The organism is Croceitalea sp. W27 (assembly GCF_055693185.1).
Map to the genome: position 1 here is coordinate 2,755,692 of NZ_CM146327.1, position 20,898 is coordinate 2,776,589.

Annotated in this window: 21 protein-coding genes; 13 read left to right on the top strand and 8 right to left on the bottom strand. The window is 37.1% G+C overall.

What is annotated here, in order from left to right; genetic code table 11:
- Positions 1 to 49: 49 nt before the first annotated feature.
- Together ACZ1GR_RS12405 and ACZ1GR_RS12410 are read left to right on the top strand one after the other, a co-directional pair.
- On the top strand, positions 50 to 1,228 hold the full coding sequence (locus ACZ1GR_RS12405; RefSeq protein ID WP_472609279.1) for an acyl-CoA dehydrogenase family protein: 1,179 nt from the start codon (positions 50 to 52) through the stop codon (positions 1,226 to 1,228).
- A gap of 66 nt (positions 1,229 to 1,294) precedes the next feature.
- Positions 1,295 to 2,569, top strand: coding sequence for an aminotransferase class V-fold PLP-dependent enzyme (locus ACZ1GR_RS12410; RefSeq protein WP_472609280.1), 1,275 nt, complete (start codon positions 1,295 to 1,297; stop codon positions 2,567 to 2,569).
- Between the two features lie 5 nt (positions 2,570 to 2,574).
- On the opposite strand, the gene ACZ1GR_RS12415 is transcribed toward ACZ1GR_RS12410, so the two are convergent.
- From ACZ1GR_RS12415 to hutH, 6 genes are all read right to left on the bottom strand, one after another.
- Positions 2,575 to 4,878: an FdhF/YdeP family oxidoreductase gene (locus tag ACZ1GR_RS12415; protein WP_472609281.1), complete on the bottom strand. Its 2,304-nt coding sequence runs from the start codon at positions 4,876 to 4,878 to the stop codon at positions 2,575 to 2,577.
- Positions 4,879 to 4,890: 12 nt separating this feature from the next.
- Entirely contained in the window at positions 4,891 to 5,262 is a 372-nt protein-coding gene (locus ACZ1GR_RS12420; RefSeq protein ID WP_472609282.1) for a DUF7009 family protein, read from the bottom strand.
- A gap of 402 nt (positions 5,263 to 5,664) precedes the next feature.
- Entirely contained in the window at positions 5,665 to 6,615 is a 951-nt protein-coding gene (gene hutG, locus ACZ1GR_RS12425) for a formimidoylglutamase (RefSeq protein ID WP_472609283.1), read from the bottom strand.
- 3 nt (positions 6,616 to 6,618) lie between these two features.
- Positions 6,619 to 8,637, bottom strand: coding sequence for a urocanate hydratase (locus ACZ1GR_RS12430; RefSeq protein WP_472609284.1), 2,019 nt, complete (start codon positions 8,635 to 8,637; stop codon positions 6,619 to 6,621).
- Positions 8,638 to 8,761: 124 nt separating this feature from the next.
- Entirely contained in the window at positions 8,762 to 9,985 is a 1,224-nt protein-coding gene (hutI, locus tag ACZ1GR_RS12435; protein ID WP_472609285.1) for an imidazolonepropionase, read from the bottom strand.
- Between the two features lies 1 nt (position 9,986).
- Positions 9,987 to 11,564 carry a histidine ammonia-lyase gene (gene hutH / locus ACZ1GR_RS12440; protein ID WP_472609286.1) on the bottom strand — a complete coding sequence of 526 codons (1,578 nt, stop codon included), beginning with the start codon at positions 11,562 to 11,564 and terminating at the stop codon, positions 9,987 to 9,989.
- 89 nt (positions 11,565 to 11,653) lie between these two features.
- Between hutH and ACZ1GR_RS12445 the strand changes: the two genes are divergently transcribed.
- Together ACZ1GR_RS12445 and ACZ1GR_RS12450 are read left to right on the top strand one after the other, a co-directional pair.
- Positions 11,654 to 12,538, top strand: a complete 885-nt coding sequence (locus tag ACZ1GR_RS12445; protein WP_472609287.1) for a LysR family transcriptional regulator — start codon at positions 11,654 to 11,656, stop codon at positions 12,536 to 12,538.
- A 7-nt stretch (positions 12,539 to 12,545) separates the two neighbouring features.
- Positions 12,546 to 13,100 (top strand): nitroreductase family protein, encoded by a 555-nt coding sequence (locus tag ACZ1GR_RS12450; RefSeq protein ID WP_472609288.1) that lies wholly within the window; start codon positions 12,546 to 12,548, stop codon positions 13,098 to 13,100.
- Here ACZ1GR_RS12450 and ACZ1GR_RS12455 read toward each other — a convergent pair.
- Entirely contained in the window at positions 13,097 to 13,609 is a 513-nt protein-coding gene (locus ACZ1GR_RS12455; protein ID WP_377768059.1) for a DUF456 domain-containing protein, read from the bottom strand. The genes ACZ1GR_RS12450 and ACZ1GR_RS12455 overlap by 4 nt on opposite strands.
- 143 nt (positions 13,610 to 13,752) lie before the next feature.
- Between ACZ1GR_RS12455 and ACZ1GR_RS12460 the strand changes: the two genes are divergently transcribed.
- The 9 genes from ACZ1GR_RS12460 (at position 13,753) to ACZ1GR_RS12500 (ending at position 19,706) form a co-directional block, all read left to right on the top strand.
- Complete coding sequence (locus ACZ1GR_RS12460) at positions 13,753 to 14,892, top strand: tetratricopeptide repeat protein (RefSeq protein ID WP_472609289.1); 1,140 nt, start codon at positions 13,753 to 13,755, stop codon at positions 14,890 to 14,892.
- A 44-nt stretch (positions 14,893 to 14,936) separates the two neighbouring features.
- On the top strand, positions 14,937 to 15,416 hold the full coding sequence (locus ACZ1GR_RS12465) for a hypothetical protein (protein WP_472609290.1): 480 nt from the start codon (positions 14,937 to 14,939) through the stop codon (positions 15,414 to 15,416).
- A gap of 1 nt (position 15,417) precedes the next feature.
- Positions 15,418 to 15,969 carry a crossover junction endodeoxyribonuclease RuvC gene (ruvC, locus tag ACZ1GR_RS12470; protein WP_472609291.1) on the top strand — a complete coding sequence of 184 codons (552 nt, stop codon included), beginning with the start codon at positions 15,418 to 15,420 and terminating at the stop codon, positions 15,967 to 15,969.
- A 24-nt stretch (positions 15,970 to 15,993) separates the two neighbouring features.
- Positions 15,994 to 16,353 (top strand): four helix bundle protein, encoded by a 360-nt coding sequence (locus tag ACZ1GR_RS12475; RefSeq protein WP_472609292.1) that lies wholly within the window; start codon positions 15,994 to 15,996, stop codon positions 16,351 to 16,353.
- Between the two features lie 33 nt (positions 16,354 to 16,386).
- Positions 16,387 to 17,520: a radical SAM family heme chaperone HemW gene (hemW, locus tag ACZ1GR_RS12480; protein WP_472609293.1), complete on the top strand. Its 1,134-nt coding sequence runs from the start codon at positions 16,387 to 16,389 to the stop codon at positions 17,518 to 17,520.
- Positions 17,520 to 18,269 (top strand): cyclase family protein, encoded by a 750-nt coding sequence (locus ACZ1GR_RS12485; protein ID WP_472609294.1) that lies wholly within the window; start codon positions 17,520 to 17,522, stop codon positions 18,267 to 18,269. Before hemW ends, ACZ1GR_RS12485 begins: the two co-directional genes overlap by 1 nt.
- Positions 18,270 to 18,280: 11 nt before the next feature.
- Positions 18,281 to 18,907, top strand: a complete 627-nt coding sequence (locus ACZ1GR_RS12490) for a DUF4230 domain-containing protein (protein ID WP_472609295.1) — start codon at positions 18,281 to 18,283, stop codon at positions 18,905 to 18,907.
- Between the two features lie 72 nt (positions 18,908 to 18,979).
- Complete coding sequence (locus ACZ1GR_RS12495; RefSeq protein ID WP_472609296.1) at positions 18,980 to 19,306, top strand: Dabb family protein; 327 nt, start codon at positions 18,980 to 18,982, stop codon at positions 19,304 to 19,306.
- A gap of 43 nt (positions 19,307 to 19,349) precedes the next feature.
- A complete protein-coding gene (locus ACZ1GR_RS12500) occupies positions 19,350 to 19,706 on the top strand; it encodes an MmcQ/YjbR family DNA-binding protein (protein ID WP_472609297.1) in 357 nt (118 codons plus the stop codon).
- A 43-nt stretch (positions 19,707 to 19,749) separates the two neighbouring features.
- On the opposite strand, the gene ACZ1GR_RS12505 is transcribed toward ACZ1GR_RS12500, so the two are convergent.
- Entirely contained in the window at positions 19,750 to 20,850 is a 1,101-nt protein-coding gene (locus ACZ1GR_RS12505; RefSeq protein WP_472609298.1) for a DUF4407 domain-containing protein, read from the bottom strand.
- Positions 20,851 to 20,898 lie beyond the last annotated feature (48 nt).

Below are 20,898 nucleotides of genomic sequence, written 5' to 3' on the forward strand. Positions count from 1 at the left end.
TGATGTGAAATGTTACATATCATTAGTACCTTTGGTAAAATTTTTTTGCATGAAGCCTGATTTATTTGAAGCTCCTGATTATTATAATTTAGACGATTTACTTTCTGAAGAACACAAATTGGTTCGCGATGCTGCTCGCCAATGGGTAAAGCGTGATATCTCCCCAATTATTGAAGACTATGCCCAAAAGGCAGAATTTCCAAAACAGATTATCGGAGGTTTGGCAGAAATCGGTGCTTTTGGTCCGTATATTCCAGAAGAATATGGTGGGGCAGGTCTTGACCAAATCAGTTATGGCTTAATAATGCAAGAAATAGAACGTGGCGATAGTGGTGTTCGGTCTACAGCTTCGGTACAGTCTTCGTTGGTAATGTATCCTATTTTTACATATGGTACAGAAGAGCAGCGTAAAAAATATTTGCCAAAACTGGCTACAGGAGAATGGATGGGCTGTTTCGGACTTACGGAGCCGAATCATGGGTCAAACCCGGGTGGTATGGAAACCAAATACAAAGATATGGGCGACCATTATTTGTTGAATGGCGCTAAATTATGGATTTCAAATTCTCCTTTTGCCGATGTTGCCGTTGTGTGGGCCAAGAATGAAGAAGGCAGAATACATGGTCTAATTGTAGAGCGTGATATGGAAGGTTTTTCAACGCCCGAAACACATAATAAATGGTCTTTACGCGCTTCCGCTACGGGTGAACTTATTTTTGACAATGTAAAAGTGCCTAAAGAAAATTTATTACCCAATAAATCTGGACTTGGAGCACCGCTTGGTTGTTTGGATTCTGCTCGTTATGGTATTGCATGGGGTGCTATCGGTGCGGCTATGGATTGTTACGACACTGCTCTAAGATATGCCAAAGAACGTATTCAGTTTGGAAAGCCAATTGCTGCTTTTCAGCTACAACAAAAAAAATTAGCTGAAATGATTACCGAAATCACTAAAGCTCAATTATTGGCTTTTCGTTTGGGGCAATTAAAGAATAAAGGCAGAGCTACTACGGCTCAAATTTCTATGGCCAAACGTAATAATGTTGATATGGCCATTAAAATTGCACGTGAAGCCAGGCAAATGTTAGGCGGAATGGGTATCACTGGCGAGTATAGTATTATGCGGCATATGATGAACCTTGAAAGTGTGATTACTTATGAAGGTACTCATGACATCCATTTATTAATCACTGGTGCTGATATTACGGGGCATCAAGCATTCAAATAAATTTATCGGTCTTAAGAATTTCTCTTGTACTTTTAACATCGTAGCAGGTGTATAAAGAAAAGAGTGATGGATTCTGAAAATAGAAGAAAGTTTTTAAAACGTTTTGGTCAAGGTGCCTTAGCATCGATGACAATGCCCGTATTCGGAAATACCTTAAAAGATGATTGGAAGGCTGAAGGTATTTTTGAAGGAGATGCTAATACTGAAGCCTACTGGGAGCTTGTAAAATCTCAATTCAACTTAGCAGAAGGGCTAAGATATTTTAATAATGCTTCTCTTGGAGCTTCATCAGTTAAAATTCAACAAGAAACCCAAAAGTTCAGAAATCTACTGGATGGTTTTCCATCCAAATATATGTGGGGAGGATGGTCAAATGAAAAAGAAGCTGTACGTCAAAAAGTTGCTAATTTATTCTCTGTTACTGACGAAGAAATCGCATTGATTCATAATACTACTGAGGGCATGAATCTTATCGCTAGAAGTTTTGATTTGCAACCAGGAGATGAAATTATTCTGGCCAATCATGAACACGCAAGCGGAACCATTCCTTGGGAAGTTTGGCAAGAAACTAAAGGTGTCAAATTGGTGCGACCAGAATTACCTATTCTACCCAAAAGTATTGAGGAATTGACCACAGTTTATAGAAAGGCAATTACACCTAAAACAAAGCTAATATCCATGTGCCATATCGTCAATACCAATGGGATGATATTACCTGTAAAAGAGGTGTCAAAAATGGCACATGAAAAAGGGATTTTAGTTGCAGTAGATGGCGCACAATCTGCAGGAATGTTTACAATCGATTTAAAAGATCTAGGCTGTGATTTTTATACTGCTAGTTCACATAAATGGCTTTTTTCACCTAAGGGAGTCGGTATTTTTTATGCAAAACAAGAAAGTCAAAAATATCTAAAACCTCTAATGGTCGCTAGGGGTTATCAAGACCAGAGTATTCGCCGATTGGAGAATTATAACACACGAAATCTTCCAGAGGTTTTGGGCTTAGGGGCTTCTGTCGATTTTCATAATACCATAGGAGCCGATGAAATACATAAACGGAGTTTTGAACTTAAGTCTTACTTCCGTTCGAAATTAAAAAATGATAATCGTTTTACTTTAAAGAGTCCTGTTTCCAATCAACTTTCTTCGGCAATACAAGTAGTTGAGGTAAACGGAAAAAATGTAAAAGAGGTAAAACAAAGCCTTTGGGCAAAGCATGGTATTGATTGTAGGCCCATGAGTAGTCACGGGCTCAATGCCCTCAGATTATCTTTTGCTATTTATATCACCAAAAAAGATATTGATTATTTGGTCAATGCACTTGAAACAATCGCTAGTTGAATAGGTCAAGATTCTATTTTATGAATCCTTACTTTAATCGACTTGCTAATCGGGGTTTTGCTTCTATCTGCAAAATGATTGTGGGGCACTAAAACATTTGTCTCCGGAAAATAGGCAGCCAAATTTCCCTTTGGAATTTTATAGGGTACGATAATAAAATTGTGCGCAACCCTTTTGGTATCATTATAGTTGCTTGCGATATTCACGACATCCCGTTTTTGTAGCTGTTGCCTTTCCATATCTTTTTCGTTCATAAACAATACTCTTCTTTCATTGTAAACCCCACGATATCTGTCGTCCAATCCATAAATAGTGGTGTTAAACTGGTCATGTGAGCGTATGGTCATGAGCATAAATTCATTGGTCTTTAAATCATGCTTAGGTAATCTATTAATGGCCAATTGCGCCTTTCCGTTGGGTAATTTGCTAAAATCCAATTCGCGAACGTTATTGGGTAAATAGTACCCCACACCTTTAGAACGTTCGTCGGTTTTTTCAAAACCTTTGATGACCTTATCAATAAGTTGCCGCACCAGACCATAATCTTGACCAAGTGTTTTCCAATCCATCGCATGTTTGCCTTCAAAAAAAGTATGCGCCAGGTTGGCAATAATTTCAGGTTCGCTCATTAGGTTTTCTGAAGCAGGTTTTAATATCCCTTTCGACTGTGTAACCCGCCCCATACTATTCTCAACGGTAAAATTCCGTTGTTTTCCATTTTTTAAATCCTTTTCTGAACGTCCTAAAGTTGGTAAAATCAAAGCAGTTTTCCCAGTAACCAAATGGGTGCGATTTAATTTGGTGCTAACTTGCACAGTAAGCTCACACTTTTGCAATGCCTCGGCTGTATATTTTGTATCTGATGCGGCCATTAGAAAATTACCACCTAAGCACATAAATACCTTGGCTTTGCCTTCATGCATGGCCTTCATGGCCCCAACCGTATCTACCCCTTCCTTTGCCGGTGGTATGAAGCCTAGGTGTTTTTCAATAGTTGCGTTTAACTCGGTATTTACAAAATGTTGAATACCAACAGAGCGATCACCTTGCACATTACTGTGACCACGAACTGGGCAAGTGCCGGCAAAGGGTTTTCCAATAGCGCCTTTTAAAAGAAGGAGATTTACATATTCCCGTATATTTTCAACGCCATTTTTATGTTGGGTAAGGCCCATTGCCCAACAGACAACAATTTTGGATTTTTTGGCCAGCAGCGCTACAGTTTGGTTTATTTTTTCTTCAAGAACGCCACATTTTTCCAGTAAGTCTTTTTCATCATAGCTATTGATATCCTCTAATAACTCATTATATCCTTGTACATAGGTATTGATAAAGTCGTGATCAAAAACCGATTTGTCTATAGCGTCAAGCTTTGCCAATCGTTTTAAAATTAATTTGACCAAAGCAATATCTTGATTGATTTTTACCTGTAAATGAATATCGGCTAAATCTGTGCCATTACCTACCAGACCTTTTAAATTTTGCGGATTTCGAAAATTGATGAGCCCAGTTTCCTCTAATGGATTTATACTAATAACCGTACCTCCCTTTTTCTTACATTTTTCTAAGGCGGTTAACATTCTCGGATGATTTGTGCCTGGGTTTTGCCCTGCAACAATGACCACTTCTGCTCCATACAAATCCTCTAATTTTATGGAGCCTTTGCCAATTCCTAAAGTTTCACCCAGTGCTACACCGCTACTTTCATGACACATATTAGAGCAATCGGGCATATTGTTAGTACCCAGCGCACGGGCGAACATTCCATATAAAAAGGCAGCTTCGTTACTAGAGCGGCCAGAGGTATAAAAAATAGCTTCATCTGGGGAATCTAATTTTTTTAATTCTTGGGCTATTAAGTCAAACGCGTTTTGCCAAGTAATGGGTTCGTAATGACTACTTTCAGGCTTTAGCACAAGGGGCTCTACCAATCTTCCAACTTTGTTGAGCTCATAATCTGTGAGTTGAGAAAGTTCTTCCACAGAGTGTTTTTTAAAGAAGTCTATATTGGCTTTTGAGGTAGTGGCTTCATCAGCTAGGGCTTTTGCACCATTTTCGCAATACTCTGCAATTTTTGAAGGTTTTTCTGGGTCTGGCCAGGCGCAACTTGGGCAGTCGAAGCCGTCTTTTTGGTTCATTTCCAACAAGCTCTTCATTGACCTTACTATTCCCATTTCCTTAAAACCATGGCGTAATGCCTCCTTTACACCCAATAAACCTGCGGCATGGGTGACAGGTTCTCTTAATTCAAGCCCTGTGAAGGCTATTTTACCGGTATAAGAAACCTTTCTCTTACTATCTTTTTTCATAGGGAGCCGAATTTAAGTTTCAGTCGATTTTGGATTAGGGTAATTATCGGATTGATCTTCTAGTCTATTATCTAAACATGCAAAATCCTTTTCTATAAGTATAAAGAGAGTTTTGTTCTTAGTTAGTTTTTGTACATTTTCAAAACCAACTTCATTTGTATTGTACCAATCGTAGCCAATGTTGTAGGGCAGATAACATATGATTTTATTATCGTAAAAGCTTACACTTTGGGTATCATGCTTTTTTGATAATTCAACTGCATAAACAAAGTCTTGATTTAAAAATTCGGTTTTATCTTCTATATGGCCTGTACTACAAAGCTTTTGTACTTCAGATTTGGTTAATCTAAACCGTATTGTATTTCCTTTAATTCTAATTTTCATTTCAAAAAAAATGGCTTACCACTAAAATTATGGGATTAAACCATAACAATCTATGAGTTCACATCATTTTTTATGTATTACCACTGTTTCAGTATACTTTTATCTTGTTACTAATTAAGAAAGTAAATTTTTTCATTTTCATATAGTGTTCTCGTAAAAGGGTTTTGCCAACTGGTGAAGCCCTTTTTTAGTCGGTAGAATTTACAAACGAGTTAAAAGATTGTTTTAGGTAAATTATAGCCTTGATAGAAGTCGAATCCACTTTTTTATTTTAAAAGTAAAAGCTTTACTATCTTTGTAGTGTTGTGTTGGGCTTTAATTCGATACACAGAATTAAAGCTAGGTATTGCATTAATTTGCAAACCAATGAAAGGCTTTCCTTTTGGGAGGCTTTTTTTGTGTTTAAAACTTGGTGTGAATTACATGATGCACTAAAGAAGCAGCGAGTTTTGCGGTTTGCCCATCCCTGTCATATTTAGGATTCATCTCGGCCATGTCAATACTGATTACCTTTTTGGAGGCTAAGATTATTTTTAAACAGGCCATCACAACATTAGGCTCGAAGCCCATAGGAGATGCTGCGCTAACTCCCGGAGCATAAGCTGAAGAAAAGCCATCTAAATCAATGGTGACATAAACTTTGTCAACGGTATCAATAAAGATTTGCAGTTGTTTTAGTATGGCCTTTAAATTAAATAGGGCGAACTTGTTTCTTAGCACATAATCAACTTTGAATTCTTTGGCAGTTTTAAAAAGTTGGGCATCATTCGCATCTTTTCGAATTCCCAAACAAAAGTATTTGAATGTAGTATTCTCTTTTGCTATTTGATAAAAAGGAGTGCCAGAATTACTTCCGTCAAGGTTTGCACGCAAATCAAAATGCGCATCAAAATTTATAATTCCAATAGTATGGTTCTTATTTTTTGAAGCTAGGTACTTTTTAATACCATTGTATTGACCATAAGCAATATCATGTCCGCCACCTAGGAGAATAGGAAAGGTATTTTTTTGCAGTAAGGCAAAAACTTGCTCTGAGAGTAGTTCTTGGGCTTTTTCCATATCAGTATCAAAACAAACAATATCTCCAACATCAAAAACATGCTCAGTATTGGATAAGTGGTTGGGCATTTTGGACAAGGCCTTTCGTATTGCATTTGGACCTTCTTTTGCACCAACCCTTCCCTGATTTCTTTTTACCCCTTCGTCGCAGGAATAACCTAAAATCGCAATAGTTTTTTCTTCGGCTTTTGGCAATGATGAAGCCGATACTAACTTCACTTTTTCATGTAAATAAAGCTCTCGGTTGGAAACCCTTCCTGTCCAATTTTCTGGTTGTGGATTTTGATATGCCATAACTTAAAAAAGATTTTCTAGTAAATCCTCATTTACCAAATTAGGTAAGGTAACTTTTAGTTCAGGTGTGCGTTCCATTTCACGTTTTATAGCAAAAAGTGCTTCGTCATTTCTTGCCCAACTTCTTCTAGATATGCCATTATTTACATCGTAAAAAAGCATATTCTTTAATCTTTTACTTGCCTCTTTTGAGCCATCTAACAACAGCCCGAAACCACCATTGATTACTTCGCCCCACCCTACACCGCCACCATTGTGTATGGATACCCAGGTGGCCCCTCTAAAACTATCCCCAATAACATTATGCATTGCCATATCTGCCGTGAACTTACTACCATCGTAAATATTGCTAGTTTCTCTAAACGGGGAGTCGGTGCCGCTAACATCATGATGGTCACGACCTAAAACTACTGGAGCAGAAATTTCACCGTTTTCAATAGCTTGGTTAAAAGCTTCGGCAATTTTCATTCGGCCCTCTGCATCCGCATATAAAATTCTTGCTTGCGAACCTACTACCAGCTTATTTTGTTCGGCTTCCCTTATCCAAGTAATGTTATCCTGCATTTGCTGCTGAATTTCTTTAGGAGCATTTGCTTTAATTTCTTCCATTACTTTGAGGGCTATAGCATCAGTTTTTTGCAAATCTTCAGGGTTGCCAGATGTGCAAACCCAACGGAACGGACCGAACCCATAATCGAAACACATAGGGCCTAAAATATCTTGAACATAAGATGGATACTTGAAATCGATATTGTTTTTGGCCATTACATCGCCGCCAGCTCTTGAAGATTCTAAAAGAAAAGCATTACCGTAATCAAAAAAATAGGTACCCTTTTCACTATGTCTGTTGATTGCATTTACCTGCCTGCGTAAAGAAGCCTGTACTTTCTCTTTATATACTTCCGGGTTTTCTACCATCATTTGATTAGCTTTTTCAAATGAGAGTTCAACCGGATAATAACCCCCAGCCCATGGGTTGTGCAATGATGTTTGATCGGATCCTAGATGAACATAAATATCTTCTTCATAAAATTGCTCCCAAATCTCTACTACATTACCAATAAAAGCGATAGAAACAACCTCATTTTTATGAATTGCCGTTCGGGTTCTTTTAACTAGTTCGTCTATGTCGGATATGAGTTCATCTACCCATCCTTGCTCGTGTCTTTTGGTTGCAGCTGCAGGATTTACTTCTGCACAAACCGTTATGCATCCTGCTATGTTTCCTGCTTTTGGCTGTGCTCCGCTCATACCTCCCAATCCTGCCGTCAAGAAAACCTTTCCGTTAGGGGAATCCCCTTGGTCCAACACTTTTCTAAAAGCGTTCATTACGGTAATTGCAGTTCCATGAACGATACCTTGTGGCCCAATATACATATATGAGCCGGCTGTCATTTGGCCATATTGCGTAACACCTAGGGCATTATATTTTTCCCAATCATCAGGTTTTGAGTAATTGGGAATCATCATACCGTTCGTTACTACTACTCTTGGCGCCTCTTTTGATGAGGGAAAAAGCCCCATCGGATGACCAGAATACATATGCAAAGTTTGTTCACTAGTCATTTCTGCAAGGTATTTCATGGTCAAAAGATATTGCGCCCAGTTTTGAAAAACACCGCCATTTCCGCCATAGGTAATTAATTCCTCAGGATGTTGGGCAACAGCAGGGTCTAGATTATTCTGAATCATCAGCATAATTGCTGCTCCCTCGTTTGTATGAGCTGGGTATTCATTCAATGGCCTTGCATAAATCGTATAATCTGGCTTAAAACGATGCATGTAAATTCTACCAAATTCTTTTAATTCTTGTGCAAATTCTATTGCTAATTCTTGGTGCCAGGTCTTAGGAAAATAACGCAGTGCATTTTTAATGGCCAGTTTTTTTTCTTCTACTGATAAAATCTCTTTTCGCTTGGGTGCGGGATTTGCATTTTTAGGATAAACTTTCTTTTCAGGAAGTTGTTTAGGGATTCCTTGAAGAATAGCCTCCTTAAATGAAAGTATTGTTGATTTATTCATTTTGTATCAATTTCTAACTTTACTCAAACTTGAGTTCAATATTTTTTGTTAAACTTCGACAGGCTCAATTTGACAAGTTTTTGAATTCTATTTTACCTACTACCTACTACCTACTACCTACTGTTTACTGTTTCACCCCATTTTTCCAGACTCCATTGGGTTTTAGTTGCCCTTGGTGGTAGGTTATTTCTTGATAATCATCCGTAGGGAAGCTTATAAAATCGGCAACTTTTCCTTTTTCTAAAGTCCCACGGTCTGATAATTCTAGTGCTGCTGCAGCTCTAAAGGTGATTCCTGCTAAAACTTCGGCATTTGAGAGTTTTTCAAAAGTTCCAAGAATCGCTGCTTGACTCAATAAATCACCCATTGGGGCAGAGCCGGGGTTGTGGTCGCTGGCAATGGCTAAAGCCCCGCCGGCATCCAGAATCTTACGTGCAGGAGTAAAATCACAACCTAGACCTAGAGATGCCCCAGGAAGCGCTACAGCAATGGTGTTGCTTTTTGCCAATAATTCAATCTCTTTTTGAGTGCTCGCTTCCAAATGGTCAGCACTAACTGCATTGTAGTGCACTGCGGTTTCACTTCCACCTGTGGAGAACTGATCGGCATGAACCGTAATGCTAAAACCCATAGCTCTTGCTTTTCTGAAGTAAGGGGCTATTTCTAACGAAGAAAAGGCACTTTCTTCAATGAAAGCATCAATTCTATTGGTAAGCTTTTCTGATTTTAAAATGGGAAATAATTTTGAACTTATTTCATCCAAATAGGTCGACGCAGAGCCTTTCCAATCTTTGGGTTTCATATGTGCTGCAAGGCACGTACTTATAAGATCAGTTTCTATTTTAGAACTAGCTTCTTTAATAGCATAAAGCATTTTTAACTCTTCGTCCACCGAAAGGCCATAGCCACTTTTTATTTCTATTGTGGTTGTACCAGATTTTAAATGATTTTGAGCCCGCTCAATGATTCCATCAACCAGTTCTGCTTGCGTCGCTCTTCGGGTTTTGGTAACCGTGTCCCAAATTCCTCCGCCAGCTTTAGCAATTTCTAAATAAGATTTGCCCGAATTCCGTAGGGCATAATCGTTCGCCCTAGATCCCGCAAAGCAAATATGGGTGTGCGCATCGATTAATCCTGGTATACAAACGCTTTTACCATGAACATGTTCTATTTGAACATCCTCTGATTTTAAATCATCAAACTTTCCGATACCACTTATTTTTCCATCTGATACTAGGATTCCTGCATTTTCGATAACTAAAAGTGCTTCATCTTCAATTGCTCCCTTTAAGGGAATATTAGCCAAGGTGAGTAACTGCGAAAATGGGCCTATTAAGGTTTTTTTCATATCAAAAAGTTTCAAATTCTTTAAGATGTTCGGTATCCCAATTCAAATTGTTTTTAGTCATAGTATCTTCAACAAGTTGGGTTAGATCTTCGTTTTTGATTATTTCGATGGCTATTTCAATGTCATCGGAAAATACGCGGTCTTTGTCAGCAAAGCTGACCTTTGTTCTTACAAATTGATGAATTTTATCCAATAAAACACCAGATTTTAATGGTTTTCTAAATTCGAATGCCTGCGCAGCGGTCAATAATTCAATGGCCAATATTTTTTCAACGTTTTCTAAAACTTGTAAAGCTTTTCGACCACTGATCGAACCCATGCTCACATGATCTTCTTGCCCTAAAGAGGTAGGTATACTGTCTGCACTGGCAGGAAAACATAAACTTTTGTTTTCGCTTGCCAAAGCTGCGGTGGTGTATTGTAAGATCATGTATCCGGAGTTAATTCCGGTATCATCCATTAATAATTTGGGCACTCCCGGACTATTTCCTTCGAGGGCCAAATAGATTCTTCTATCGGATATATTTCCTATCTCAGAAGCAGCGAGGGTAGCATAATCTAAAACCATTGCTATGGGTTGTCCGTGAAAATTACCCCCGCTTATCGTCAATTCATTGTTGATGATTACCGGGTTATCGGTGACAGAATTTAATTCGATTTCGATCAATTCTTTGAGATGAAACCAAGTGTTTCTAGAGGCGCCATGTACTTGAGGGATGCAACGCAGCGAGTAAGGGTCTTGAACACGTTCACAATCAATATGGTCTTCTAAAATTTCAGAACCTTTGAGTAGCGTTCTGATCCTTCCTGCAACATGTTGATTGCCTTTAAAAGGTCTTAGTTCATGCAATTCTTTAAAAAAGGGTTTTATGGAACCTTGTAAACCTTCTATCATCATGGCGCCTATAATATCTGCGTGTTGTAGACATGAGCTTAACTTTTCAACTACTAGAACTCCATGGGCAAGAATAAACTGTGTTCCATTTATAAGGGCCAAGCCTTCTTTGGGGCCCAATTCTAAAGGTTTAAGACCGGTTTTGTCAAAAAGCGCAGTGGTTTCTATTTCGTTTCCTTCAAAATAAACTTTTCCTAAGCCGATCAATGGTAAAAACAAATGGGATAAAGGCGCTAAATCCCCAGATGCGCCTACCGAACCCTGTGAGGGAACAACGGGGATTGCATCATTATCTATATGCCATAAAATTCGTTCCAGGGTTTTCAGTTGTATGCCAGAATAACCCTTTGAAAGAGCATGTATCTTTAATATCAACATGAGTTTGGCCAGCTCTTTTGAGATTGGTTTGCCTACACCTACACTATGACTTTTTAAAATATTGGTTTGAAGAATTTTGGTTTCCGATTTAGAAATCTTGGTGGTACAAAGAGGTCCAAAACCGGTATTTATTCCATAAACGGGCTCGTTCTTTTCAACGATGTCAGCTACGATTTGTGCACTTTTTTTAATTCTTTCTTTTGTATCTGTGGATAGAATTCCCTTGGTCTGGTTTCTTGAAATGGAAAGAACGGTGCTTACTGTCAGTTTTTCTTGACCAAATTGAAATTTGTTCAATTGCTTCATTATTGATTTAGGATTGCTTTTGTTGTCATATAAAAGTAAATGCTATATTTGATAATTACCAATACAATTTTTAATACTATTTAATAAGTATGAGTTATCAAATTGAATTAAGACACTTTAATTACTTTTTAGCTGTTGCAGAAGAATTGCATTATAGAAAAGCTGCAGAAAAACTATTTATTTCTCAACCCGGGCTAAGTACCCAAATCAAACAAATGGAGGAAATTTTGAGCGTAAAATTGTTCGAAAGGGATAAAAAGAAGGTAAGTCTCACTGCTGCTGGAACTTTTTTGAAGGGAGAAGTTGAGTTTATTATGAACCATTTGAGTCAAATCAAAAGGCATTTAAAACTTATTGATGAAGGTCATTTGGGTGAAATTCGAATTGGCTTTTTAGGCTCTGCAATGCAAAAGGTAATACCAAATCTCTTATTGAATTTAAAATATAAATCTCCCGAAGTTCATACAAGTTTAGAAGAACTTTCTAACCATGCGCAAATAAATGCTTTACAAAAAGATAAGTTGGATATTGGTTTTGTGCGTTTGGCAAGAGTGCCAAATGGTTTGCAGATCAAACCCGTTTTCGAAGACACCTTTTCTTTGGTGGTGCCCATAGATTTTCATATCGACCAGTCAAATTTTAAGGGAATACACCAAATGGCCGAAGAAGACTTTATTCTATTTTCACAAGATTATAGTTCATTGTATTATGATACGGTTATGGGTATATGTGAAGATGCCGGTTTTACACCAAAGGTTTCGCACAAGTCGGTACATGCCCTTACTATTTTTAAGTTAGTAGAGAATAGGTTAGGAATATCAATTGTACCAACCGCCTTACAGTATGGTTTTAAAATGAACGTGAAGTTTATTGAGCTCAAGAAAATCAAACAAAAAGCGATACTCTCGGTGGCATGGAAAGCTGATAATCGAAATCCAGTATTACGCCAATGCTTAAATTTGTTGTTAAACTAAAAGAACTATGATTTTTGAACTTATCAAAAAAAGGAGAAGTGTTTTTCCGGTTCAGTATAACGAGAGACCTATTGCTAAAGAAGCTATAGAAAAATTGCTTGAAGCAGCGAGTTGGGCGCCCAATCATAAGAAAACAGAGCCTTGGCGCTTTAAAGTTTTAACGGGTGAATCTAAAGCACGTTTAGGAACGTTTTTAGCCAATAAATATCAAGAAGTTGAATCTAAACCCAAGCAAATAAAGATTAAGAAACTTACTGAAAACCCTAAAAGGGCAGGTGCTATTATTGCTATATGTATGCAGCGCGACCCAAATGAGAGTTTGCCTGAATGGGAAGAAATTGCCGCAACTGCAATGGCAGTACAGAATATGTGGTTGGCTGCCACCGAACTGGGTATTGGTAGTTATTGGAGTTCACCCGGACTCATAAAATATATGGACGAGTTCTTTGATTTAAACGAAGGCGAAAAATGCTTAGGCTTTTTCTATCTGGGATATTCCGATGATGAACTAAATGAAGGTACGCGACAACCGATAACTGAAAAGGTGGTCTGGCTCGATTAACTGAAAGTAAATAATTCAGGGCCGTATTCTATGGCTTTCCAGATAAAAATACCTAGGTAGATTACGGCAATTACGAACTTCATAAAAGTTCCTGTTAAAAACCCTAAAAAAGAACCAAAAGCAGCTTTTAAAGCCGTTTTCTGGTCTGCTTTATTGGCCAATTCTCCAACCAAAGCACCAACAAAGGGCCAAATGATTATTCCGAATGGACCTAAAACCGGGAAAAATATGGCGACCAATAAGCCTACAACGGTGCCAAACATACCGGCTTTGCTTCCACCAAATTTTTTTGTACCTACCGCAGGTATTATATAATCCAGAACAAAAACGGCGATTGCCACAACTAGCGTTATACCCAACAACCACCAATCATCTGGTATTGCTTTGGTCAAATAAAGTAAAAGCAAACCTACCCAACTAATAGGTGGGCCAGGAAGCACTGGTAAAAAACTACCTAAAATACCAACGAGCATTAAAATAAAACCAATAACAAGAAGAACGATATCCATAGTATGATTTCTGTCTATTAGACAAATTTACATTGGTTTTGTTACAGTTGTTGAAAAAATGAATTGGCCGTAATAAAAACTATTATTGAACTTATTTCAATTCTTTTAAAGTAAATTGACATTAAACTATAATACCATATAGATTGAAATATTATTTGATAGTTTATCTTGGATTCATAGTATTCAAAGCCGAGGCGCAATCTTCGGCTTCTTCGGTCGCAGATAGCCTTTATCTTTTAGGAAATTATACCGCTGCCATCAATACTTATGCGGCGCTAGGTGATGAGAATTCCAATCTTCAAATTGCAAGAGCTTATAATGCCATTGGCAATAAAGAAAAATCCATCCTTCAATACCAAAACATACTCTCAAAAAATGATGAAAATATTTTAGCCAAATTCGAATTAGGGAAGCTCTATGATAAAACCAAAAAGTACGAAGAAGCAATAAAACTATTTCAAGAACTGGTAATTCCCGAGAGTACAAATCCGGAATTTTATTATTATTTGGGTAAGTCTTATCAATCCAATTTAGACTATGATAGCGGAAATAGTGCACTTAAAAAAGCTATTGAACTTGATAGTACTCACCTAAGGAGTATTTACCTATTGGGCAAATACTATGTAGGAGTAGAAGAACCGGCAAATGCTATGGAAATTATTGATTTAGGCCTAGAAACCGCTCCAAATGATGTCGCTCTTATAAATCTTAAAGCTTTGGCAAATTTTGATGCTGGATATTATGAAAAGGCGGCACCACTTTTTGAGCGACTAGTAGAATTAGGTGAGAAGAAACCTTTTGTTTACAAGAAATTAGGCTATTCTTATGCTAATCGATGGAAGTATGAAGAAGCGAAAAAGGCCTATAGAAAACTAGGCGAAATGGTAAATTACGAAGCGGACGCCTACCAAGGTTTAGGGCAGGTTTATCTTTTGGAAAAAAAATTGGATAGCGCCGAAACCTATTTTTTAAAATCAATAGATGAACGACGGTATATTTTTGACAATGAATATCGAAGTTTAGGACGCATTGCTCGTTTAAAAGGGGAACTCAAAAAATCTTTGGATTATTATACGAAAGCTTGGGAAGAGGATAAAGTGAATCAATTTAATTATTGGCAGGTTTGCATTTTAGCGGATGAGTATTATACAGACCCCAAAATAAAACTTAAGCACTATGAAAAATTGTTGTCAGACTTTGATAACGTGTACCCCTTTTTAAAAGAACGAGCCAAAAAACGTATCACGGAGTTAAAGGAGGAAATCCATTTTAACTCCGAATGAATTAGCCAAAAAATTGTAATTTCAGCCAAATTCTAAGGGCTCTTATGCGTAAGTTTTGGTGCTTATACCTTCTCGCTGTTTTAACTTCTTGCAACTATTTTCAATCGCAAGAAAAACAGACCGACCAATTGATTAACGATAAATTGTTGGCAATTGATTGGAACGATGTGGATGCCTATCCGCTGTTTGAGAATTGTGATGAGAGCGTAAATAAGCAGGTGCAGAAAGAATGTTTTCAAGAAACCATGTTAAATTACTTCTCTTCTGCTTTTTCAGATTTAGAATATGAAATTGACAAAGATATCAACGATACGCTCTACATAGATTTTTTAATAGATGAACATGGTTTTATGACCGTGTTGGAAATACAGGAAAAAGATAGTATTAAAAAGGCAGTGCCAGAACTAACCGAAGAACTATCACAGCGATTAAATAACTTAACAACTTTAGCTCCCGCTTTAAAGCGGGGCACGCCGGTAAGTATTAAGTTTAGACTACCAATCGTGCTAAACACCACAAATTAATTTGGCCAACGAGAAAATCATATTAGGTATAGACCCAGGAACGACTATAATGGGTTTTGGTATCATTAAGGTGGTAAATAAGAAGATGGAGTTTATTCAAATGAATGAACTGCTTCTTAAGAAATATGATGATCCTTATACCAAACTCAAACTTATCTTTGAGCGAACCATTGAACTAATAGATACCTATCACCCAGACGAGATAGCTATAGAAGCCCCCTTTTTTGGTAAAAATGTACAGTCTATGCTTAAATTGGGTCGTGCTCAAGGGGTCGCCATGGCAGCTGGCTTATCAAGACAAATACCTATTACAGAATATCTTCCCAAGAAAATAAAAATGGCTATTACCGGAAACGGAAATGCAAGTAAGGAGCAAGTTGCCAAAATGCTTCAAGGGATGTTGGGCTTAAAAACTCTACCTAAGAACCTAGATAGTACAGATGGCTTAGCGGCTGCAGTTTGCCACTTTTATAATGAGGGGCGCATTGAAGTTGGTAAATCATACACAGGGTGGAGTGCTTATATCAAAGATAATCCTAAAAAAATCAAGTGAACAATAAACAATTAGCAATTGACAATGGCAATAAAAAATAACCCTCTTGCTGATAAATCTTATCTTTTTGCTTTAAAGATTGTTACGCTTTATAAAGAATTAGTGTCAGCGAATAATGAGTATGTTTTGTCAAAACAACTACTTCGCTCGGGTACTTCTATAGGGGCTAATATCGCAGAAGCTAATGGAGCTATTTCAAAAGCGGACTTTTCAGCTAAGATTTCTATTTCGTATAAAGAAAGTCTTGAAACTAAATATTGGTTGTCACTTTTAAAAGATTCGGATTTTCTATCAAAAGAAAAGGCCGATATGCTCATTAAGGATGCAGATGAATTATCAAAGATTATGTTTTCAATTTTGAAAACTACCAGAATATCAAAGTGATTGATTATTGCTAATTGTTAATTGGACATTGTAATGGCAGGCATATACATCCACATTCCCTTCTGTAAACAAGCTTGTCACTATTGTGATTTCCATTTTTCTACCCAGATGGGTAAAAAGGAAACTATGATAAACGCACTTTCAAAGGAAATTCCACTCCGAAAAAGTGAATTTAAAGACGAAATTGTAGAAACGATTTATTTCGGAGGTGGAACGCCATCGGTGCTTGAGGTTTCTGAGATTGAAAAATTAGTAACTGCTGTTTATGACAATTATAGAGTAATCGATAAACCGGAAATTACCTTGGAGGCCAATCCAGATGATTTATCGGAAGATAAAATAGCCTCACTTTCAGAAAGTCCAATCAATAGACTGAGTATTGGGGTACAGTCTTTTTTTGAGGAAGATCTAAAACTGATGAATAGGGCTCACAATGCAAATGAGGCAGAACAATGCATACAACAGGCAAAGAAGCACTTTCAAAATATTTCTATTGATTTAATCTACGGAATGCCAAACATGACCAACGAGCGTTGGAAGCAAAATATAGACAAGGCCATTTCATTTCAAATTTCACATATTTCAAGTTATGCACTAACTGTAGAGCCAAAAACGGCATTGGCCAATTTCGTGAAAAAAGGACTGGTAAAACCGGTAGAAGATGAGGTCGCCCAAGAGCATTTTCATATTCTGAACAATACCTTGACTGAAGCCGGGTACAGTTGTTATGAGATTTCCAATTTTGGAAAACCGGGATATTTTTCTAAGAACAATTCCGCCTATTGGCAGCAGAAAAAATATATAGGTATAGGACCATCGGCACATTCATTTGACGGAATTCGAAGAGGGTGGAATATCAATAACAATCCCAAATATATTAAGGCTATAACAAACGGCGAGTTACCTATGGAAGAGGAAGTATTATCCAAAACCGATAAGTATAATGAATACATAATGACAGGTTTAAGGACAATTTGGGGGGTTTCTTTATTAAAAGTAGTAGAAGAATTCGGCAATAAATACAAGGAATATCTTTTACAACAGGCTGAAAAACACCTAGAGCGGCATTTACTATACTTAGATGATGACACTTTACTTACTACGAAAAAGGGGAAGTTTTTAGCAGACGGAATTGCAAGTGATTTGTTTATGCTAAATTTGAAATAATGCTAGCTATCATTCAATACCGGTCAAAAAACTATAAAATAGATTTAACCAAACCCTTGGATATTTCTATCGCGATGACCGGCAACGAATCTAATGTAAATGCATGGTATTTAGGTCATCCTAAAATTGAACCGCATGTAGAGGAAGGTTTTATAGGTAAAGTTTCAGAAGGTGCTTCGGTGAATTTCAATAATATTTGGTTTAATCCGCATTCACATATTACCCATACAGAGTGTGCTGGTCATATCACTAAAGACTTTTATTCCATCAATAAAAACCTAAAAACATTTTTCTTTTTAACAGAGCTTATTACTGTTGCACCAGAAAAATTTAGAGATGATTTTGTAATCTCTAAAAAGCAATTGCGTTATGCTTTAGGAAACAAAAAACGCGAAGCTTTAGTCATTAGAACCTTGCCTAACTTGAGTAATAAAAAAACGAAGCAATACTCAAATTCCAATCCGCCTTATTTGTTGCAGGAGGCTGCTGTTTATCTTAGAGAAAAAGGAATAAAACATCTTTTGATCGACCTTCCATCCGTTGATAAGGAAAAAGACGATGGGGCTTTGGTATGTCATAATGCTTTTTGGAATACAAATGGAAAAATCAGGTTAGAAGCTACCATAACAGAATTTATTTTTGTGGAGAATAATATTGAAGATGGGGCTTATTTTTTAAACCTTCAGGTAGCTCCATTTGAAAATGATGCTAGCCCAAGTAGGCCAGTATTATACAAAATAATAGATTAGTATATTTAACCATGGAGAGTATTGTAGAGGCATTATTAGGACTGGTACTTGGAGCAATACTTATGTATTGGCTCTATGGAATGTTTACGAAGAAAAAGAGACGTGAACTTACTGAACATCAGTCTACAGTAATACTCGATAGAATAAAAAGTGTTTGCAAATTGGTTTCTGTTGAGGGTGATTTCGCCGAAATCTATCGCTATGAAAATATCAAAGATGGTTTTATGAGCATTTTAAGTAGTAAGAAAAAAGCCCTTGTCGTAATCAATGCAAAAGCTCAAATTGGGTATGACCTGAAGAAATTAAGAATGACTGCGGATAATGAGCGAAAAAGAATTGTTCTTACCGAATTTCCTGAGCCAGAAATTTTATCTATTGAGCCCGATATTCAGTTTTACGATGTAAAAAACGGCCTTTTTAATTCGTTTTCACCAGATGATTTGACCAAGTTGAATCAAAACGCCAAAGAACACATTCGAGAGAAGATTCCGGAAAGCGGACTAATTGACACAGCAAAAAAGGAGGCATTGCAAGCAGTGCTTTTAATCGAGAACATCGTCGAAACCATAGGTTGGAAGTTAGACTACACAGCCTTAGAAATTAGTAATAGAGGGGAACAATTCTTAGAAAATAAATAAATGAAAAAAATAATTTGCACTTTATTAGTTATTGCATGTTACACCACTTCTTGTAACCAAAACAACACAACAATGAAAACCTTTGACCCGGCATTTGCCCACACTGTTTATTTTTGGTTGAAAAATCCGGATAGTCCAGAGGATCGGGAATCTTTTGAAACATCACTTCAAAAATTCTTGGACAATTCCGCTTATGCAAAGACTAATTTTATTGGAAAACCGCCTAAAGCAAGTAGAGATGTGGTAGACGGTTCTTTTACCTATTCACTTATCGTAACTTTTGAATCTGCAGAAGCTCAACAAAATTATCAGGATGAGGCTCCGCATAAATTGTTTATAGAAGAATCTAGTAAACTATGGACAAAAGTGATTGTTTATGATTCTAAAGGAGTTAACTAGAATTTGTTGCTAATAATTAGCCAAAGTGATTTAAGAACATAAAATGAACATCGAAGAATTTAGAACTTATTGTATTTCAAAAAAAGGAGTAACTGAAGAATTTCCTTTTGATGAGCATACTTTAGTTTTTAAGGTCATGGGAAAGATGTTCGCACTTATGGCATTAGAAAGAAAACCTCCCCAGGCCAACTTAAAATGTGATTCAGAGAAAGCAGTTGCCTTACGAGAAGAATATCATGGTATTATTATCCCAGGATATCACATGAGTAAAAAGCACTGGAATACTATTTATTTGGAAAATTTACCCTTAGGGTTTATTAGTGAACAGATAGATCATTCGTATGCACTTGTGGTTAATGGCCTCACCAAAAAGCTAAAGGCAGAATTGGAAAATCTTTGATGTTTCCTTTGTTGAGCACTGACCGGACTTTTAACCAAAAAAATTATAATCCTTTGATTTGTGTGTTGTGAAAAGAGTTTGCCTGTAAACGCATCAGTTCTTCCGCTTTTTCTTTTTTGTAGCGATATAACTCTTCTTCAGATTTAATGTCCTCATAAATTTCTTGGTTCATCACTGCATCTGTAGACATCAGTAATTTTCGTTGCGTTACTTTTTGAGTAACCCATGTTGCTACAACACTTTCTTGTTCTTCAAACTTATAATCGTATTCACCTTTTGGGGCTAAAAGTTTGGCAATAATTGGTGCAGTTTCAATTGCAAGGAATAATAAGAATATAAAAAATGAAGGTAGCCAAGGGAGTTTGTTTAAAGCATTTATTCGAGCCATAAGTCCGTCAAAACCATCTATCACCGGTTGTGAATTAGAAACCGCTTTATCGTAATCTAAATTAAGTGTGGTTATTTGATTTTCAATTGCGGCTATCTTTTCAGCATTGCTTTGTTTTAATTGTTGTAGTTCTGTCAAGTAAGCATCGTGTTTTTCTCGCTTTTCGGCATAGACCGGGCCTTTGCCTAATAATTTTGTTCCTGCAGTACCTTCGGCTTCAGCAATATAAGTATCGTATAGGGCATTGGTTTCTGCTTCTTTTTGGGCAACTTCATTTTTTAGGTTGGCAATATCCTGATTTAAACTTTCTATAATAGGCGTATACTGCAAGGCCAACTGTTCCTTATTTTCTAAAGTCATTGCGTTTTTTTCTTCCAGAAGTACTTGATTTATTTCCTTTTCAAAGATTTTCATCTCTAAAGGTTTAGAGATGACGATTGCGATAATTATGGCCAAAACGATTCTCGGTGCCGCTTGTAGCAGTTCGCTTTTAAAACTGTCTCTCTTTTTAATGGTGGAGACAATATAGCGGTCTAAATTAAAAATAAGCAGGCCCCATATTAGTCCAAAGAAAATGGAAGTATATATATTATCAAAAACAGTGTAAAGGGCATATCCACTTGCTATAAATGCCATGACAGCCGTAAAGAAAACAGTGGCACCAATACCAGCATATTTATTGCGTTCTCCGTTTGAGCAAGTTTCAAGAATGTCTGTGTCTGCTCCCGAGCAGAAAATAAAAAATCTTTGTAACATGATAGTGTTCGTTTTGGTTTGATTCTTGGCCCGTGCTTAGACCAAGTT